This is a genomic window from Streptomyces sp. NPDC056883 (assembly GCF_042788835.1).
Taxonomy (GTDB): Bacteria; Actinomycetota; Actinomycetes; order Streptomycetales; family Streptomycetaceae; genus Streptomyces; species Streptomyces stoeckheimensis.
The window spans coordinates 103,571-120,928 of record NZ_JBHUBS010000022.1 but is presented as its reverse complement, the minus strand read 5'-3'; the positions used below and the strand labels follow the sequence as shown (position 1 = coordinate 120,928).

Annotated in this window: 20 protein-coding genes; 7 read left to right on the top strand and 13 right to left on the bottom strand. The window is 71.7% G+C overall.

Features of this window, described 5'->3' with window-relative positions; translation table 11 throughout:
* Positions 1–22 precede the first annotated feature (22 nt).
* Positions 23–544: a hypothetical protein gene (locus ACFRU2_RS36210; RefSeq protein WP_382980325.1), complete on the top strand. Its 522-nt coding sequence runs from the start codon at positions 23–25 to the stop codon at positions 542–544.
* Positions 545–565: 21 nt separating this feature from the next.
* Here the strand turns inward: ACFRU2_RS36210 and ACFRU2_RS36205 are convergent, their stop codons facing one another.
* Together ACFRU2_RS36205 and ACFRU2_RS36200 are read right to left on the bottom strand one after the other, a co-directional pair.
* On the bottom strand, positions 566–2,395 hold the full coding sequence (locus ACFRU2_RS36205) for an alkyl/aryl-sulfatase (RefSeq protein WP_382980323.1): 1,830 nt from the start codon (positions 2,393–2,395) through the stop codon (positions 566–568).
* 115 nt (positions 2,396–2,510) lie between these two features.
* On the bottom strand, positions 2,511–3,371 hold the full coding sequence (locus tag ACFRU2_RS36200; RefSeq protein ID WP_382980321.1) for a helix-turn-helix transcriptional regulator: 861 nt from the start codon (positions 3,369–3,371) through the stop codon (positions 2,511–2,513).
* A gap of 185 nt (positions 3,372–3,556) precedes the next feature.
* On the opposite strand from ACFRU2_RS36200, the gene ACFRU2_RS36195 reads away from it, so the two are divergent.
* On the top strand, positions 3,557–4,396 hold the full coding sequence (locus ACFRU2_RS36195) for an alpha/beta fold hydrolase (protein WP_382980319.1): 840 nt from the start codon (positions 3,557–3,559) through the stop codon (positions 4,394–4,396).
* A gap of 59 nt (positions 4,397–4,455) precedes the next feature.
* Here ACFRU2_RS36195 and ACFRU2_RS36190 read toward each other — a convergent pair whose 3' ends face one another.
* On the bottom strand, positions 4,456–4,851 hold the full coding sequence (locus ACFRU2_RS36190) for a hypothetical protein (protein WP_382980317.1): 396 nt from the start codon (positions 4,849–4,851) through the stop codon (positions 4,456–4,458).
* A 64-nt stretch (positions 4,852–4,915) separates the two neighbouring features.
* The gene (locus ACFRU2_RS36185; protein ID WP_382980315.1) at positions 4,916–5,542 is read right to left on the bottom strand and encodes a TetR/AcrR family transcriptional regulator; all 627 of its coding nucleotides are present in this window, start codon (positions 5,540–5,542) and stop codon (positions 4,916–4,918) included.
* 162 nt (positions 5,543–5,704) lie between these two features.
* On the opposite strand from ACFRU2_RS36185, the gene ACFRU2_RS36180 reads away from it, so the two are divergent.
* Positions 5,705–6,700 (top strand): GlxA family transcriptional regulator, encoded by a 996-nt coding sequence (locus ACFRU2_RS36180; protein WP_382980365.1) that lies wholly within the window; start codon positions 5,705–5,707, stop codon positions 6,698–6,700.
* A gap of 18 nt (positions 6,701–6,718) precedes the next feature.
* Here the strand turns inward: ACFRU2_RS36180 and ACFRU2_RS36175 are convergent, their stop codons facing one another.
* Positions 6,719–7,654, bottom strand: a complete 936-nt coding sequence (locus ACFRU2_RS36175) for an alpha/beta fold hydrolase (protein ID WP_382980313.1) — start codon at positions 7,652–7,654, stop codon at positions 6,719–6,721.
* Positions 7,655–7,783: 129 nt separating this feature from the next.
* On the opposite strand from ACFRU2_RS36175, the gene ACFRU2_RS36170 reads away from it, so the two are divergent.
* Positions 7,784–8,422 (top strand): TetR/AcrR family transcriptional regulator, encoded by a 639-nt coding sequence (locus ACFRU2_RS36170; protein WP_382980311.1) that lies wholly within the window; start codon positions 7,784–7,786, stop codon positions 8,420–8,422.
* Here the strand turns inward: ACFRU2_RS36170 and ACFRU2_RS36165 are convergent.
* From ACFRU2_RS36165 to ACFRU2_RS36145, 5 genes are all read right to left on the bottom strand, one after another.
* Positions 8,376–9,893: an alpha/beta hydrolase gene (locus tag ACFRU2_RS36165; protein WP_382980309.1), complete on the bottom strand. Its 1,518-nt coding sequence runs from the start codon at positions 9,891–9,893 to the stop codon at positions 8,376–8,378. The two genes, ACFRU2_RS36170 and ACFRU2_RS36165, sit on opposite strands and share 47 nt — an antisense overlap.
* 87 nt (positions 9,894–9,980) lie before the next feature.
* Positions 9,981–10,325 carry a hypothetical protein gene (locus ACFRU2_RS36160; protein ID WP_382980307.1) on the bottom strand — a complete coding sequence of 115 codons (345 nt, stop codon included), beginning with the start codon at positions 10,323–10,325 and terminating at the stop codon, positions 9,981–9,983.
* 40 nt (positions 10,326–10,365) lie between these two features.
* Positions 10,366–11,118 carry a CbtA family protein gene (locus ACFRU2_RS36155; protein ID WP_375951200.1) on the bottom strand — a complete coding sequence of 251 codons (753 nt, stop codon included), beginning with the start codon at positions 11,116–11,118 and terminating at the stop codon, positions 10,366–10,368.
* 30 nt (positions 11,119–11,148) lie between these two features.
* Positions 11,149–11,367: a CbtB-domain containing protein gene (locus ACFRU2_RS36150; RefSeq protein ID WP_382980305.1), complete on the bottom strand. Its 219-nt coding sequence runs from the start codon at positions 11,365–11,367 to the stop codon at positions 11,149–11,151.
* A 216-nt stretch (positions 11,368–11,583) separates the two neighbouring features.
* Complete coding sequence (locus tag ACFRU2_RS36145) at positions 11,584–12,870, bottom strand: phytase (protein ID WP_382980303.1); 1,287 nt, start codon at positions 12,868–12,870, stop codon at positions 11,584–11,586.
* A 122-nt stretch (positions 12,871–12,992) separates the two neighbouring features.
* On the opposite strand from ACFRU2_RS36145, the gene ACFRU2_RS36140 reads away from it, so the two are divergent.
* Positions 12,993–13,454 carry a histidine phosphatase family protein gene (locus tag ACFRU2_RS36140; protein ID WP_382980301.1) on the top strand — a complete coding sequence of 154 codons (462 nt, stop codon included), beginning with the start codon at positions 12,993–12,995 and terminating at the stop codon, positions 13,452–13,454.
* A gap of 66 nt (positions 13,455–13,520) precedes the next feature.
* Here the strand turns inward: ACFRU2_RS36140 and pucL are convergent, their stop codons facing one another.
* The 3 genes from pucL to ACFRU2_RS36125 all read right to left on the bottom strand — a co-directional run bounded on the left by pucL (position 13,521) and on the right by ACFRU2_RS36125 (position 16,914).
* Entirely contained in the window at positions 13,521–14,438 is a 918-nt protein-coding gene (pucL, locus tag ACFRU2_RS36135; RefSeq protein ID WP_382980299.1) for a factor-independent urate hydroxylase, read from the bottom strand.
* A gap of 255 nt (positions 14,439–14,693) precedes the next feature.
* Positions 14,694–16,073 (bottom strand): aspartate aminotransferase family protein, encoded by a 1,380-nt coding sequence (locus ACFRU2_RS36130; protein WP_382980297.1) that lies wholly within the window; start codon positions 16,071–16,073, stop codon positions 14,694–14,696.
* 64 nt (positions 16,074–16,137) lie between these two features.
* Positions 16,138–16,914, bottom strand: a complete 777-nt coding sequence (locus tag ACFRU2_RS36125; protein ID WP_382980295.1) for an SDR family NAD(P)-dependent oxidoreductase — start codon at positions 16,912–16,914, stop codon at positions 16,138–16,140.
* Between the two features lie 75 nt (positions 16,915–16,989).
* Here ACFRU2_RS36125 and ACFRU2_RS36120 point away from each other — a divergent pair, with 75 nt between their 5' ends.
* On the top strand, positions 16,990–17,268 hold the full coding sequence (locus ACFRU2_RS36120; RefSeq protein ID WP_382980293.1) for a hypothetical protein: 279 nt from the start codon (positions 16,990–16,992) through the stop codon (positions 17,266–17,268).
* A complete protein-coding gene (gene kdpF / locus ACFRU2_RS36115) occupies positions 17,265–17,354 on the top strand; it encodes a K(+)-transporting ATPase subunit F (protein WP_243330869.1) in 90 nt (29 codons plus the stop codon). Before ACFRU2_RS36120 ends, kdpF begins: the two co-directional genes overlap by 4 nt.
* Positions 17,355–17,358: the final 4 nt, after the last annotated feature.

The window sequence follows — 17,358 nt, the reverse complement described above, 5'->3', positions numbered from 1 at the left end:
TCACCACCGGAGGGGTCGGACCATGGAGACAGTGCAGAGCGGGACGCGGACCGCGACCGGCGCCCTCACCGCCTTCACCCGCTTCGTGGTCTGCGGCGGAGGCGTGGGGGTGGCCTCCAGCTTCGCCGTCGCGGGCCTCGCCTCCTGGATCCCCTGGGTCCTGGCCAACGCCCTGATCACCGCGGCCTCCACGCTCCTCGCCACCGAACTGCACGCCCGCTTCACCTTCGGCGCCGGCGGACGGGCGACCTGGCGCCAGCACGCGCAGTCGGCCGGATCCGCGGCGGCCGCGTACGGCGTGACCTGCGCGGCGATGCTCGTCCTGCGGCAGCTCGAGGCTTCGCCCAGTGCCGTGCGCGAACAGATCGTCTACCTGTCCGCCTCCGCGCTCGCCGGCATCGCGCGGTTCGCGGTGCTGCGCCTCGTCGTCTTCGCGCAGCACCGCTCGAAGGCCGCGGACGCCACCTCCGCCGCGGCCGCCGTGCACACCGTCCGCACCCACCGCACGGCGCCCACGGCCTCGGACCTGTGCCGCGCGGCCTGACGAACTCAGGGCCTCAGGGCCTCACGGCGTGACGATCGGGAACGCCGTGTCGGCCTTCGTCACGTAGGAGAACAAGCGGCTGAGGAGGGCCGGGGATCCCGTGGTGGAGATGCTGTCCGGGGCCCGGCCCGAGAGGACGGCCAGGAGTTGGGGCTTGGTGAGCGTGAGGGTCAGGCCCGCCGGGGTGCGGGGATCGGTGACGGTGCGGTGGGTGAGGGCGCCGTTGTGGAGGGTGAGCCGGTGGTGGCTGCCCTCGTCGGTGAGGACGAGGTCGATGGTGAGGTTCTCGTCCCAGGCCCGGGGTCCGTCGATCCGGATGGCGACCGAGTCGATGAGCATCTCGGTGGTCAGGGCCATCAGCATCTCCGGGGTGGCCGTGTCGACCTGGGCCGCGTTCTCGCCGTGCCGCAGTTCCATGGCGGAGGTGAGGTAGAAGTTGCGCCAGGGGCCGTTCTCCGCGCCGTGGCCGAGCCGGTCGTAGACGCCCGCGAGGGTCTCCTTGGCGTCCGTACGGCCGGGATCGGCGAAGACCAGGTGGTTCAGGAGCGTGGCCGCGAAGCGGAGGTCGCCGGAGTCGGCGTAGGCGCGGGCCTTCGCGAGGGTCTCCTCGGGGCCGCCCATCGAGTCGACGTAGCGCTTGGCGAGTTCCACCGGCGGGTGCTCCCAGAGCGTCGCGACGTTGCCGTTGAACCAGCCGAGGTAACGCTGGTAGATCGCCTTGACGTTGTGGGAGAGGGAGCCGTAATAGCCGCGCACGTGCCAGGAGTTCTCCAGTGCGGGCGGCAGTTGCAGTTCCTCGGCGATCTCCGGTCCCGTCAGGCCGTCGTTGAGCAGCCGCAGGGTCTGGTCGTGCATGTACGCGTACAGGTCGCGCTGGGTGGCGAGGAATGCGACGACGTTCTCCCGGCCCCAGGTGGGCCAGTGGTGGGAGGCGAAGGCCACGTCGTAGTCGTCGCCGAAGTACTCGATCGCCTCGTCGAGGTAGCGCGACCAGATGCGGGAGTCGCGGACGACGGCGCCCCTCAGGGTCAGGATGTTGTGCATGTTGTGCGTGGCGTTCTCCGCCAGGCACAGCGCCCGCTTGTCGGGGAAGAGGAAGTTCATCTCGGACGGCGCCTCGGTGCCCGGGGTGAGCTGGAAGACGATCCGTACGCCGTCGACCGTCTCCTCCTGCCCGGTGGCGGTGATGTCCACGGTGGGCGGGATCAGGCCGACGCTGCCGGTGGAGGTGGTCATGCCCAGGCCCGCGCCGATGTGGCCGTCGGGGCCCTTGGGCAGCTGGTCCCCGTACATGAAGAGGGCACGGCGGGTCATGGCGTTGCCGGCGTAGACGTTCTCGCTGACGGCGTGCTCCAGGAAGCCCGCCGGGGCGAGGATCGGCACGCCCTCCTCGGCGCCGTCCGGGAGCACGCCGCGGGCGCCGCCGAAGTGGTCGCCGTGCGAGTGGGTGTAGATCAGGCCGGTGACCGGGCGGTCGCCGCGGTGCTCGCGGTACAGCGCCAGTGCGGCGGCGGCGGTCTCGGCGGAGATGAGCGGGTCGATGACGACGACCCCGCGGTCGCCCTCGACGAGGGTCATGTTCGAGAGGTCGAGGCCCCGTACCTGGTAGACGCCCTCCGTGACCTCGTACAGGCCCTGTTTCACGGTGAGCTGCGCCTGCCGCCACAGGCTGGGGTTCGCGGTGTCGGGGCACTCGGCCTTCAGGAAGGCGTACGCGTCGTTGTCCCAGACGGTGCGGCCATCGGCACCCTTGACCACGGCGGGCACGAGGGCGCCGATGAATCCGCGGTCGGCGTTCTCGAAGTCGGTCACGTCGTCAAAGGGGAGTTTCTCCAGGGGGAGGTTGGCCATCTCTCGCTCCATTCCGCGGGGGTCGACGCCGTGCATCGCCCCATCTCAACAGCAGACCCGGTGGGGTGCACTTTGGGATGTTTTATGGGGAGAGGTGGTTTACCCGGGCGGTACGTCAGCCCGGCCGCGTGAACTGTTCGGTGCCGACAACCCGGAGGAGGTTCAGCCGCTCGGCCGAGTCCGTGCCGGGCGGGGGCGTCAGGAACACGAGGCGCTGGTCGCCCTCCGGGGCGAGCAGCACCTGGCAGTCGAGGTCCACGGGGCCGACGACCGGGTGGATCACCCGCATGCGGCTGTGCCGGCGGACGGCGACCTCATGGAGTTCCCACAGGGCGGCGAACTCCGCGCTGGCCTCCCGCAGGCGCTCCACCAAACGGGTGGCGGCCGGGTCCGAGGAGCGCCGGCCGACGGCCGCCCGCAGGTCCGCCACGTGGAGCCGGCTGTAGTGCTCGTGCTCCTCCGCCGGGTACGCGGCCCGCGCGGCCGGGCCGGCGAACCAGCGCCAGACGACGTTGCGGCCGTGCTCGGACACCGTGCACACGCCGCCCAGGAGGGTGCGGGCCATCTCGTTCTGGGCCAGTACGTCGCCCAGGCCGCTGAGGACCTGCGCCGGAATCCCGGGCAACTGGTCCAGCAGGTGCAGCAGTCCCGCCCCGACCTGGTCCCCTGCGACCCGCGCCGCGGGCGGGCGGTGCCCGGCGAGCAGGTGGAGGTGGTCGCGCGCGTCGTCGTCGAGGCGCAGGGCGCGGGCGAGGGCGGACAGCATCTGCGGTGAGGGCTGGGGGCCGCGGGCCTGCTCCAGCCGGATGTAGTAGTCGGCCGACATGCCCGCGAGCTGGGCCACCTCCTCGCGCCGCAGCCCCGGCGTGCGCCGCCGGGGCCCGGCGGTGAGGCCCGCGTCCTGCGGGCGGACCCGGTCGCGCGAACGGCGGAGGAAATCGGCGAGCTCACGGCGGTCGATCGTCATGTCGATCATCCTGCCGGACGTCTCCGGCGCGGCCTACGCGGTGATCACGTCGTGGACGGGGCCGCCGCCCATCCAGGGATCGCCAGTCCCAGGTTCGCGGGTTCTCTCCCGCCCTCCGGGGTCCGGCGGCACTGTTGGTCGAGCCGGAGGGGAAACGCCCCCGGCGGCCACACCGACCAGGAGGAACAGCAGCCATGTCCACGACCCTCATCGCCCCCGCCGACGCCGACGCCATCGTGAGCGCCACCGTGCGCGTCGCCGACGCCGATGTCTACTACGAGCGCACCGGCACCGGCCCCGCGCTCGTCCTCGTGCACGGCACCGGCTCGAGCGGCTCCGCCGTCAACTGGGGGCAGACCCGGCCCCGTTTCACCGCCGGCCACACGGTGATCACCCCCGACCTCTCCGGCACCGACCGCACCACGGACGACGGCGGTCCGCTGACCGTGGAGGGGCTGGCCGCGCAGGTCATCGCCGTCATCGAGGACGCGGGCACCGGGCCGGTGGACCTGCTCGGCTTCTCCATGGGCGCGCCGGTGTCCGCCGCCGTCGCCGCGCTGCGCCCCGACCTCGTGCGGCGGCTGATCCTGGTCTCCGGCTGGGCCCACACCGAGGGGGACGAGTACCTGCGCAACGTCTTCACGCTGTGGCAGCAGCTCGGCGCCTCCGACCCGGCCGCCTTCGGGCGCGCCGTGACCATGACCGGCTTCAGCCGGGGGTTCCTCAACGCGATCGGCCGCGAACAGGTCGAGCTCCTGATCCCGAACCTGCCCCCCACCCCCGGCACCCTGCGCCACGTCGACCTCGACTCCCGCATCGACATCCGCGGACTGCTGCCGCTCATCGAGGCGGAGACCCTCGTCATCGGCGCCACCCTGGACATCACCGTCCCGGTGGAGAACAGCCGCGCGCTGCACGCCGCGATCGCGCACAGCTCGTACGCCGAGATCGAGGCCGGGCACGTCGCCTTCTTCGAGAAGGAGGACGAGTTCGTCGAGCTGGTCGACGGCTTCACCCGCGCGGGGCGGGCGTAGGCCGTCTCTTTCGGATCTTGCCGGGCCCGCAAGATCCGAAAGAGACGACCTAGCGCCGCTCAGCCCTGTACGGCGAGCACGATCCGCAGCACGCAGGCCGCGAGCACGGCGCCGGACACGGCGCTGGTGATGGCCGCGCCACGGGTGCCGCGGGGCAGCCGGTCCGGCAGGGTCACCGTCTGCGGGCGCTTGGGGTCGTAGATGACGTCCATCCGGCCCCCGATCTGCACCGGCGGGAAGACGTACGGGCCCACGGTGTACTGGCGTGCGGGTGAGCCCACCGGGGTGTACTCGAGCAGGAGCATCGAACCCTGCGCGATCTGGCCCACGTTGACGCAGACGGCAGAGTGCCGGATGCCCCGCTTCAGCAGCGGGCTCGCGTGGAGGTAGATCCCGAGCGAGACGCAGAACACCACCAGCGCGACCACCGCGACCAGAAAAACCCAACCACTCACCGACAACGCCCCCGACCGATGGAAAACCCAGATCATCGCCGACCGTCGGCAGGGCCACAAGGCCTTATGCCGGCGCCGCTCCGGTGAGGGTGTCCACCAGGGCCTGGGCGAGGACGGTCGCGGCGCCGATCCTGGTGTCCTCCCGCTCGTCGCCGGTGACCTTTCCGATCACCGCGTCACGGACCGACACCGAGATGTCCGGGCCCCCGTACAGCTCGGGGAAGGACAGGGCCATCAGGCAGACGCCCACGTTCGCCGAGAGGATCGACTGTCCGGCCAGCGCCGGGGTCGTCCGCAGCCGGCCGGCGTCGCGGCACCGCCCCACGGCCGTCAGGAGCAGGGCCTGCGCCTCCCCGATCGCCTGCGGCCTGGCCGTCCCGGCCGGCGTGAACATCAGCCGGTAGAGGTGCGGGTTGCCGAGGGCGAACGCGACGTGGCTGTCCCAGGCCGTGCGCAGGTCCGCCACCGGGTCGTCGGTCTGCGGATTGCGCCGCTTGTTGGCGAGGAAGCGCTCGAAGCCGATGTCGGCCACCGCGGTGAGCAGCCCCTCCTTGTCGCCGAACTGGCGGTAGATCTCGGGCATGCCGACCTTGGCCCGGTCGCAGATGGCCCGGGTGGAGATCGCCGCCGCGTCCTTGGTGGCGAGCAGCTCCTCGGTGGCTTCCAGCATGCGCTCTCGGGCCGTAGACATGACGTCGATGGTAGCAGCGCTCACATGGATCGCAATCATCGCTTACGATCCATGTGAGCGCTGCACACACCTGCTCGGGAGCGCCTGCCGAGATGCACCCACGGAGACGTCATGGAGAGCTATGGACACCGGCTGGACCTCGATTCCGCGGAGCGCGCGCCCCTGGGGCCCGTCGCCCGACTGATCGTGATCGTGCTCTTCGAGGGCGTCGACCTGCTGGACGTCACCGGACCTCCGGAGGTGTTCTCCCTGGTGCCACGGGAGACGCAGGACGCGGCCGGCTACCGCGTCGTCCTGGCGGCGCGGACGCTCGACCCCGTCACCACCTCGGCCGGGGTGCGGATCCTGCCGGACCTGACCTTCCGCGAGGCCGCCGCGCGGAGCATCGACACGCTCCTGGTGCCCGGCGCGGTCGAGCTGGACGCCGAGCGCCGGGTCCGCGCCCTCACCGACCCGGAGGTCGTCGACCGGGTGCGGACGCTCGCCGCGCGCTCGCGCCGGGTCGCGTCCGTCTGCGTGGGGGCCCATCTGCTGGCCGCGGCCGGGCTGCTCGACGGCAAGCGGGCCACCACCCACTGGTCCACCGCGCAGCAGCTCGCCACCGACCACCCGGAGGTCGAGGTGGACGCCGACCCGATCTTCATCCGGGAGGGCGAGGTGTGGACCGGCGCCGGGATCAGCGCCTGCCTGGACCTCTCGCTCGCCCTGGTGGCCGAGGACTTCGGCGAGGGCGTCGCCCTGCGCGTGGCCCGGCAGCTCGTGATGTACCTGAAGCGGCCGAGCGGGCAGAGCCAGTTCAGCGTCCCCCTGGAGCCCGTCTCGGCGACGCGGCGCGGCGAGGACCTGCGGCACTTCATCGGGCGGCACCTCGGCGACCGGCTCAGCCTCGCCGACATCGCCGCGTACGCGCACGTCAGCGAGCGGCAGTTGGCCCGGATCTTCAAGTCCGAGCTGGGCACGACCCCGGCCGCCTACGTCGAGTCGGCCCGCGTGGAGCTGGCGCGGGGCCAGCTCGAAACCACCGATGCCACGCTCGACCGGATCGCCTCCGCCTGCGGGTTCGGCACGGCCGACACCCTCGTACGGGCGTTCCGCCGCACGCTCGACACCACGCCGACGGAGTACCGGCTCCGCTTCCGGACGGCCCGGGCGGCCTGAGCGTTGCCCCCGCCCGCGCTACGCGGCCCTGCGCGCGGCCGGGTCGAGGGAGTCGACCTCCTCGAAGAAGCTGAGCATCCGGGCGTTGACCAGCTCGGGGTGGTCGATCTGCGGGCCGTGCCCGGTCGCGGAGACGATCTCGGCGCGGGCTCCCGGGATCAGCCGCGGCACCCGCTCCAGCTGGCGCTTGGGGTGCACGAGAAGGCTCCGCTTGCCCATGATCAGGTAGAACGGCGTCCGGATCGTGCCCAGTTCCGCGTCCGACAGCGGCAGCGGGGCGGGCCGCTTGATCCGGAAGGCGCGGACGCTCGTCTGGATCATCGCGCGCAGTTCGGGGTCGATCAGCACCGGCTGCTCCAGCCACTTGGCCAGGGTCGGGCGCAGCGCCTTGGGGGCGAAGGTCGCGAAGAGGCTGGCGAAGATCCACACGAAGAAGCGCAGCCCCACCTTCTCCAGGCCGCCCGGGTCCAGCGCGGTGACCGAGGCGAGCCGGCCGGGGCGCAGGTGCACCTGGTTGATGACCAGCCAGCCGCCGTAGGAGGACCCGACCAGGTGGACGCGGTCCAGGCCCAGCGCGTCGAGGGCCTCGTCCATCCACTGGGCCGCGCGCTCGGGCTGCCACATCACCTCGCGCTGGACGCTGCGGCCCGGGTCGCCGGGGGTGTCGAGGGCGTAGACGGGCCGGTCGGCGCTGAGGGCGACGGTGTTGGGGTACCACTGGGCCGAGCAGCCGCCCGAGCCGTGGATCAGGACGACGGGCGTACGGGACGCCGCCGCCGGGTCCGTGGGGCCGTACCGGTAGACGTGCGTGGTCCCGAAGCTGGTCTCCACGTCCGTCTCGGAGCGGGCGGGCGCTCCCTTCGCGTAGAGCGCGTCGCAGGCGGCGAAGTAGCGGTCGCGCAGCTCGTCGCTCACGTAGCGGCCGATGTCTCGGCGGGGCTTGTTGTCGGGCACGGGGCACCTCCTGGAGGACCGGGGATCCGTTCTTCGTGATACGACCGTACCATAATGTTGATACGGCGGTACCATGAAAACGAGCCGGGGGCTCATCACCCACGGGCACCGACGGGCGGAGACACCAACATGCCGAAACGCGTGGACCACGAGGAACGGCGCACCCAGATCGCCGAGGCACTCATCCGCGTCGCCGGACGCCGCGGGCTGCACGCGGTCGGCATGCGCGACGTGGCGGCCGAGGCAGGGGTCTCCCTGCGCCTGGTCCAGTACTACTTCCAGACCAAGGAGAAGCTGCTCTTCTACGGCCTCCAGCACCTGACCGACCGCTTCACCGCACGGGTCGGCGCACGCCTCGCCGCCGCCGGCCCCGCCCCCGGCCCGCGCGCGACGATCGAGGCACTGCTGCTGGCCTCCCTGCCGACCGACGAGGAGAGCCGCACCTTCCACCTCCTCTACAGCTCCTACTCGATCCTGTCCGTGACCGACGAGGCCCTCGCCGCCCAGCCCTTCATCGACAACCCCGAAGCCGCCGAGAACGCGGTGGCCGGGCTGATCGCCCAGGCCCAGGAATCCGGCCTGGCCGACCCGGACGTCGACGCGCGCACGGAGGCGATCAGCCTGCTCGCCATGGCGGCGACCATGGGCACCAGCATCCTGGTCGGCCAGCGGGGCCCCGAGTCGGCCGTCGCGGTGCTGCGCCACCACCTGGACCGGATCTTCAGGACGGGCACACGGAGTCCCGCGCGGGACGCTCCCCCGTCGTGAGGTACGCGGTGACCGTGCGGTCGGAGCAGGCGTTGCCGTTGCCGAGGTAGACCCCGTGGCCCCCGTGGTCGACGGTGAGCAGCCGGGCGCGCGAGCCGAGGGCTTCGCGCATCTTCAGGGAGCCCGCGTACGGGGTCGCCGGGTCGCGGAGGTTCTGGACCATCAGGATGTTCGAGGGACCCCGGTCGGTGATCCGGGTGGGGCGTTCGGCGGGGGCGTCCTTCCAGAAGGCGCACGGGGTGATGTTCGCGGGCATCCCGGCCGTCAGGGGGTGCGCGGCCCGGTCCGCGGCCACTGCCTGCTCGTACGAGGAGACGTTCTCCGGCCAGGCCACGTCGTTGCAGATGACCCCCACCATCAGCGCCGCGTCCGAGTCGGGCAGCACCGCGGCGAGCTCCTGGGGCAGCTCCGGGACCGCCGCGGGGAGCTGGGCCGCGCGGACGAGGCGGGCGAAGGCGGGGAACTGGGCATCGCCGTACAGGGCGAGCTGCATGGCCTGGCGCAGCATCGTGCCCGTCAGCGGCAGACCGGGCACGTTCGAGGGCTTCGGGGACCGGTCCAACTCCGCAGCGAGGGCCAGGAACAACGGGCTTACGTCGTCCGGGTGTTCGGCGAGCCGCAGCCCCTCCGGCGCCCGCGCGGGGTCCGCCGCCCAGGCCGCGAAGTCGGGGAAGCGGTCGTCGGCGCCCTGTGCCATGTTCGCGAGCCAGCCGCGCTCGACCCGCTGCGGATCGGGGTCCCCGCTGCTGTCCAGCACCAGGCGGTCGGTGCGCTGCGGGAACTTCTGCGCGTACACCGCCGTCACGTAGGTCCCGTAGGAGACGGCCCAGACCGAGAGCTTCCGCTCGCCGAGCGCTTCCCGGAAGCGGTCCATGTCGCGCGCCTGGTTGATGGTGGTGAAACTGCGCAGCTCCGCGCCGCCGTTCGCGGCGCAGGCCTCGGCCACCCGGCGGGAGCGGTCGACGTTCTCCGCGATGCCCCCGTCGGCGCCGGGCCAGGAGCGCAGGGTCGTCAGCCGCCGGTCGGCCGCGTCCAGGCCGCACTCGGCGGTGACGCTGCCGCCGACTCCGCGCGGGTCGAGCGCCACGAGGTCGTACGCACCGGCCAACTGCCCCGCCAGCGCGGCCCCCTTCTGCGAGAGCCGCTGCACGCCCGAGCTCCCCGGGCCGCCGGGCACCACGGCCAGCGTCCCGCGCCGGGCGGCGGGACGGGTGCTGGGCAGCCGGGACACGGCGAGGTCGACGTGCGGGCCGGCCGGGTCGGCGTAGTCGAGGGGGACGGACAGCTTCGCGCACTGCTGGCCGTCGAGGTGGCCCGTGTGGGTGCACGCCGTCCAGGCCAGGGCGGGCGCGGCGCCCCGGGCGGCGGTCGCCGGGCCGGCGGCCGCGGCGCCGGCGGTACCGGTCAGCGTGGCCGCCACGGCCGTGGCGCAGAGGGCGACGATTGCGGTCTTGCTGCGGTAAGTGGTCATGGAACGAGGATGGTTGAGCATCCTCGGCCACCCCATCCGGTGGCCGGGAGGGTCGTTCGGGGGGCTAGCCCCCCGGCGAGCCCCTCGTCAGACCACGACGACCGTCACCGCCGCCGCGCCCATCAGCACGGCGGCGGAGTGGATGGCTGCATGGCCGTAGTCACCCGACCAGAGGTGGCGGGCCAGGCCGCCGATGGCGGTCAGGCCCGCGATGATGCCGATCTGCGCGAGCAGGGTGACGGCGGTGAAGGGGGTCAGCAGCAGGATCACCCCGTTGAGCCAGAACGGGGCGGCGCCCGTCCAGCCCCGCCATTCCCGCACCTCTCGCCACTGCTGCCGGTTCGGCAGGTGGAGCAGGTGCGGGCGGCGCGGCCCCTCCCGGCGGTCTTTGGGTCTTCGGTGGTCCCCGAGCTCTCGGGTCGCCGTCGTCACCGCGCCGTCACCAGCCTTTCAGTCACTTGCACGCAAGACGTCAACTCGCAGGCTGTACAGCCTCCTTGGGAGTTCCGGCGGGGACAAGAGCCCGTTCGGCAAGAAATCCGAAAGCCAGGCCGAAAGTGCCCCACATCGCGGCCTGGATGGCGAGCGAGGCGAGCCGGAACTGCCAGACGAGCGCCGCCGGGAAGCCCGCCGGCACCTCGTTGACGCCGGGCAGGAACGCGTAGGCGATGCCGACGGCCACCACGAAGGCGAGCGAGGCGGCGACCGAGGCGTTCCAGTTGCCCAGGCTCGGCGCGAGGCGCCGACCCAGGATCAGCGCGGCCGCCGCGAGCAGCAGGCCGAGCGCGAGCATCAGGACGTAGAGCGTGGTCCGCTGCACCGTGGTCTCGGGGTCTCCGACGGCCGGCGGGTTGGCGGGGTACTTGAAGAACGGCACCAGGGTGACGGTGACGAACAGACCGCCGGATACCAGCAGCGCCGTGGCCCGGGGGCCGAAGCGGCCGATCCGGCCCAGGGCGTAGCAGTAGACGAGCGCGGCGATGCCGCCGAGCGCGATCCCGTAGAGCAGGGTTCCGGTGCCCAGCCCGGCCGTGGCCTGGAGGGCCCGGCTGACCGGGGCCGCCTCGGCGTCGCCGTGATCGTGGGCTCCGGCTTCCTCGATGGCGATCGCCGCGTCGACCTGGGACTCACCCAGGAGGTACGCGACGAGGAACGCGGCGACTCCGGCGAGCAGGCCGGCGAGCATGCCCCTGATGAGGAGCACGCGGGGGGAAATGGGGTTCATGAAGTTTTCGGTCCCTTGCGGATCGGTGGATCAGTGGCAGGGGAAGCCGAGGAGGTGGCGGCCGTCGTGCATCCACTCGTGGATGGTGTCGCCTTCGAAGATCGCGGTGGCGCCCTGCTCGGCGCCGACGAGGTAGAGCAGGACCAGCATCAGGACGCCGACGAACAGCGCCCAAGGGGCCAGAGCGGTGAGGGAGATGGGTGCGACGGCCAGGGGTGCGGCAGTCGTGGGCACGGCGGAGTTGGCCATGGCAGGAGCCTCCAGAGGGAACACGCGTCCCGGTCAGTGGTGCTTTCGACGACGGTGGCGGGTCTGACTTTCCTCCCCCTCCGGGAGGATTCACAGTGGCGCGACCGTGCCGGATTCTCAACCGGACTTCCGTCATACCGTCGTCTTGTCGTCCGCTACGGTACCGCTCTTTATTGCGGCCTTACAGCGTCCCGGCAGGAGGGCTCCGTCTCATCTTCAGTCGATGGCGTCGACCACCTGGCCCAGGTCGACGAACTTGAAGCCGGTCGCCTCGCGGTCGCCGTCTCCGGGGGTCTCCCGGCCGTCCTGGACGACGAGCAGGCCGCGTGGGTAACGCGTGCCGAGAGGGGCGTTGAGGGCGGCGGCACCGTCGCAGACCTCGGAGCCGTCGAGGGCGGCGGAGGCCGCGGTGATGCGGAAGGCGCCCTCGAACTCGTTGTGGTCCGCGCGCTCGCGGTCGTAGGCGACGAAGGTGTCGTCACCCTGGCTGGAGGCGAGCAGGTAGCCGTCGCCGTCGGCTTCGGTGACCAGGGTCAGGCCCTCCACGTCGGCCTTCAGGCGCTTGCCGCCGTAGCCGGGATCGGCGCCGGGCGTGCACTCCTCGGTCTCCTCGTCGTAGGTGCCGGGCACTCCGTACTCGCGCACCTTGTCGATCAGCTTCGGCGTGCCGGTGAGGCCCGCGTCGATGCGCCAGATCCCGACGTCCTCCTGCCCCGCGTACAGGGTGCCGTCCGCGGGATCGACGACCATGCCCTCGATCTGCGGCAGCTCGCCCGGCTCGGCGCAGGGCGTCCAGGCGGCGCCGTTCGGCAGGCGGAAGGAGGACGGCAGGTCGAGCGTGCGGACCTGGCGGTAGTCGACCGTGCCCGCGGGGGTGGCTACCAGTTCCAGCAGGGCGATCCGGGTGCGGTTGCGCTGGCTGACCACCGCGTAGGACCGCCCGGTCCTGCGGTCCGTCCAGGTGGCCAGGCCGTACGCGGTCTTCTGCTCGTTGATCTCGGCCTGGTCTGCGGAGAAGACCGGGCGCGCCGCCGGGTCGGTGACGTCGGTGAGCGGGCCGCCGGGCCGGTTCCGGTCGATCCGGTAGATCCGCAGGCGGTCGTTGCCCCGGTCGCTGACCACCGCGACGTCGGCGCGCCCGCCGCCCAGGCGCAGGCCGCCGACCAGGTCGACGTTGTTGAAGCGGCCGGGTGCGTCGTCGGCGCCCGGTCCGGCCGGGGCGGGCAGCGACTGCACCTGCCGGGCCTCCAGGTCGTAGACCCGCAAGCCCCCCTGCTTGGCGGTCGCGATCACCAGGCTGCGGCCCGGATCGGCGGCGTTGCGCCAGATCGACGGGTCATCCGCGTTGGCGTCGCCGCCGGCCTCGTCGTCGTACAGCGGCGCGGTCTCGGACTGGGGCCGGATGCTGCTGATCGAGGAGGCGTGTGCCGGGAGCGCGACGGATGCCGCAAGTGCCGTGCAGAGCAGCAGTGCGGAGGCGCGGGCGGCCGAACGTATGGTCAATGTTCTTCCTTTACAAGGGTTTTGCCCTGAGGGGGAAGACGCTCGCCGGGCTGATGGTCATGTCCGCGCCCGGCAGGTGGCCGATGGTTGAACGCGGTGCGAAACCCCGGCACCATCGGACGGTGCACCCCACCACCGTACGAGTCCGCCTCGTGATTCCGCCTCTGGACGAGGCGGGGCGCCTCCACCGCTTCCCGTCCGCGGATCCGTGCCCCGGGCACGAAGGGCTGCGCGGGCAGGATCACGGCGCCTGGGCCGGTCGGGCCATGGACGACGTGGCCGGGGAGGACCCCGAGGGGCTGCGGCGGTGGATGACCGACACCGCGTACGCGCCCCCGGGCGGCGGAGAGTCGGTGGAGGCGCTCATCGCGCGGGTCGGCGCGCACCTGGGCGCACTGGAGCCGGGGACGCACCGGGCGGTGGTGGCCGGGCAGGGCGTCGTACGGGCGGCCGTGGTGTGGGCCCTGGAGCTGCCGGCGGCGGCCTTCTGGCGGCTCGACGTACGGCCGGGGTCGGCGACGACGCTGACGGGGCGCTCCGGGCGCTGGAACCTGCTCGTGGGGCAGCCCGAGCCACCGCACTGAGCACGCGGAACGGCCCGGACCCCGCGACGCGGTCCGGGCCGAACTACCGAAGGGGCGGAGCGGGCGTTACGCCACGATCCAGTCGCTCGTCGCGATCACCGGCTGCACGCCGTCGCGGTGCACGGTGCCCTCGATGAGGCCGTACATGCGGTCGGCCGCGAAGTAGACCTCGTTGTCGTTCTTGAGGCCGAAGGGCTCCAGGTCGACGAGGAAGTGGTGCTTGTTGGGGAGGTTGAGGCGCACCTCGTTGACCTTGGGGCAGTTGTCGAGCACGCGCTCGGCCATCTGGTTCAGGGTCTGCTGCAGGGAGTACGAGTAGGTCTCCGCGAAGGCTTCCAGCATGTTCTTGCGGACCTTCTTGTACGACTGGTCCCAGTCGTACTCGGCGTCGTCGGCGGCGAGCGCCGAGTGCGCCCAGCGCGCGGTGACCTTGGTCGCCAGGATGCGGTCGTACGCTTCCTTCAGCGTCGTGTACTTGTCCTTGATGAAGCCGTGGAACTCGGAGTTGGTCGAGTTCATCACGGTCAGGTCCTTCAGACCCGAGATCACCTGCAGACCGGCGTCCTCGCCGTACGTGATCTGCGCGGTGCGCACCTCCTGGCCCTTGAGGACGAAGGAGTGCTGCTCCTTGCGCGTCGGGACCGGGATCCGCTCCCAGACGTATTCCTCGATGCGGATCTGCGCGCCGCGGATCGGCTGCTGGGAGGAGACGAAGTGCTTGGCGAGCAGGATGCCGAAGGCCTCCGGGGACTCGATCCCGTACTCCTTGGCGAACGCGTACACCGTGTTCTTGGTGGTGTCGGTCGGCAGGCAGTTGGCGTTGTCGCCGGTGAGGTGGACGTCGCTGAACTCGCCGCGCAGCGCGACGGAGACGTTGAGGTCGCGGATCTCGTGCCAGGAGCCGTCGCTGCCCTTGCGGGTGACCTTGACGATGCGGTTCTCGGCCTTGCCGTACTGGTTCTGGCCGAGGATGTGCTTGCTCATGCGCTGTCTTCCTTCGGGTACTCGGGAACACGGAGTCCGGTTGTCTGGATCCCGTACGCCCGGCGTCCGGCGGACGCGCAGCCCGCCCCCCGCCGTTCGGTCACGCCGATTCCTCGCGTGGACCGCCCCGGGACTGACGTGCATCCCGGTCCGTAGGTGCCTGTTGATTCCAGCACGTTCACATGCCGTTCGTAAGAGAGCGGATCCTCCGAGAACAGGCACCCACGGTTTGGGCGACCTTATGAGCGGCGCAGGTCAGACGGTGTGCGCATCGGCCACCGTCAGGGCCTCGTCGATGATCCGCAGCCCCTTGGCCACGTCCTCGGCCGACACGTTGCAGGGCGGCGCGACGTGGATGCGGTTCCCGGCGAGCAGCGGCCACAGGCCGGCCTTCTTCAGGGCCGCCCCGAACTCGGCCATCGGCGCGTTGTCGGCCCCGGCGGCGTTGTACGGGACCAGCGGCTCGCGCGTCTCCTTGTTCCGTACGAGCTCCAGGGCCCAGAACGTGCCGAGCCCGCGCACCTCCCCGACGGACGGGTGGCGCTCCGCGAGGGCGGCGAGGCCCGGCCCGAGCAGCTCCGCGCCGGTGCGGGCGGACTGCTCGACGATGCCCTCCTCCTCCATGACGTTGATCGTCGCGACGGCGGCGGCGCAGGCCAGCACGTGCCCGGAGTACGTCAGCCCGCCCGGGTAGGGCCGGCGGGCGAAGGTCTCGGCGATGGCGGCCGAGATGGCGACCCCGCCGAGGGGGATGTATCCGCTGGTCACGCCCTTGGCGAAGCAGATGAGGTCGGGGGTGACGTCCCAGTGCTCGGAAGCGAACCACTTACCCGTGCGGCCGAAGCCGACCATGATCTCGTCGAGGATGAAGACGATGCCGAAGCGGTCGCAGAGCGCGCGGACCCCGGCCAGGTAGCCGTCGGGGTGCACGAGCACGCCGGGGGCGCCGCCGACGGTCTCCAGGATGATCGCGGCGATGGACTGCGGGCCCTCGAAGACGATGGTGTCTTCCAGGTGGCGCAGCGCGCGCTCGCACTCCTCGGCGGGGGTGGCCGCGTAGAAGGGCGAGCGGTAGGCGAAGGGGCCCCAGAAGTGCACGACGCCCGCGGTGGCGGTGTCGTTGCCGAAGCGGCGCGCGTCCCCGGTGAGGTTGATCGCGGTGGAGGTGGCCCCGTGGTACGAGCGGTACGCGGACAGCACCTTGGGACGGCCGGTGTGCACCCGGGCCATGCGGACGGCGTTCTCCACGGCCTCGGCGCCCGCGTTGGTGAAGAAGATCTTGTCGAGGTCGCCCGGGGTGCGCTCGGCGATCAGCCGGGCGGCCTCGGAGCGCACGTCGACGGCGAAGCCGGGCGCGACGGTGCAGAGCTTGCCGGCCTGCTCGGCGATGGCCGCGGCCACCTTGGGGTGCTGGTAGCCGATGTTCGTGTAGACGAGCGCGCTGGAGAAGTCGAGGAAGCGGTTGCCGTCGTAGTCCCAGAAGTAGGAACCCTCGGCGCCGGCCACGGCGAGCGGGTCGATGAGCTCTTGGGCCGACCAGGAGTGGAAGACGTGACTGCGGTCGTCGTCCTTCACCGTGGCCTTGGTGGAGGCGGCCAGTGCGGCGGCATCGCGTGCGTCGGCTTCTGCGTTCATATTCCGAGGGTAGTTGTCCACGATGTGGAATCCGGTGGGGATGGCCGGGAGCGGGCGGGGCGCGTCAGACGACATGCCGGCCGCCGTCGACGGTGAGCACGTCGCCGGTCGTGTAGGCGGCGTCGACCAGGTAGAGGGCGGCCTCGGCCACGTCCTCGGGGGTGCCCACGCGGCGCAGCGGGGTGTTCTGCGTGATCCACTCCCGCGAGCTCTCCCAGACCTGGTCCTCGCCCTCGTACCAGGGGGTGTCGATCAGGCCGGGTGCGATCGCGTTCACCCGGACGGCGGGTCCGAGCTGGGAGGCCAGCAGCCGGGTCATGTGGTTGACCGCGGCCTTGCTGACGGCGTAGGGGATCGAGCTGCCGAGCGCGCGGGTCGCGGAGACCGAGGAGATGTTGACGATCGAGGCCGGGGAGCCGTTCGCACCGGATTCCCGCAGGTGGGGGGCGGCAGCGGTGATCATCTGCCAGGTGCCGACGACGTTGACCTCGAAGATCTCCCGCCAGGCCGCGGCGTCGGCCGCTTCCAGGTCGTCCAGGGGGACGAACCGGGTGGTGCCCGCGTTGTTGACCAGGATGTCGAGCCGTCCGTACGTGTCGATCGCCGTCCCGACGATCCGCCGCGCGTCGTCGGCGTCCGCGACGTCGCCCCGTACGTAGACCGCGTCGGGCAGTTCGGCGGCGAGCGCCTTGCCCGCGTCCTCGCTGCGCGCCGAGTTCAGGACCACGCGGATGCCGGCCGCGGCCAGCCTGCGGGCGATGCCGGCGCCGATGCCGGAGGAGGAACCGGTGATCAGGGCGACTCGGGTCTCGGTGCCGGACTCGGCGAGGGTCTCGGACATGGCAGGCCTCCTGGAAGGGCTTCTTTGCAGGGCTTCTTTCCGGTGCGGACGGCCGGAGCATAACGCGGATACCGCATGGCGGAAGTGAGTTTCCACAAGATGGAAGTCGATCTTTCGTGTGCCGGTGGAACGGCCCCCGCGTTAGGGACCCGTCAAGGCCGCGCCGACGGGCGTATGGGGCCCGTCAAGGAAGCCTGTGAGCGGCCGAAAAGGCGTTCCACTCAGAGGTGTCCGGAAAACGCCCGTCCTCGAACCCTCCTGGAGCTCACGATGGCCGATCTGGCCTTCGTCGTCACCACGATCGCGGTCTTCGCGCTGGTGGTCCTCGTCGCCAAGGGGGTGGCCAAGCTGTGAACGCCGAAAACGTCATCGGCCTGCTGGTCGCCGTCGCCCTGCTGGGTTACCTCGTCGTCGCCCTCGTCTTCCCGGAGAGGTTCTAGCGCC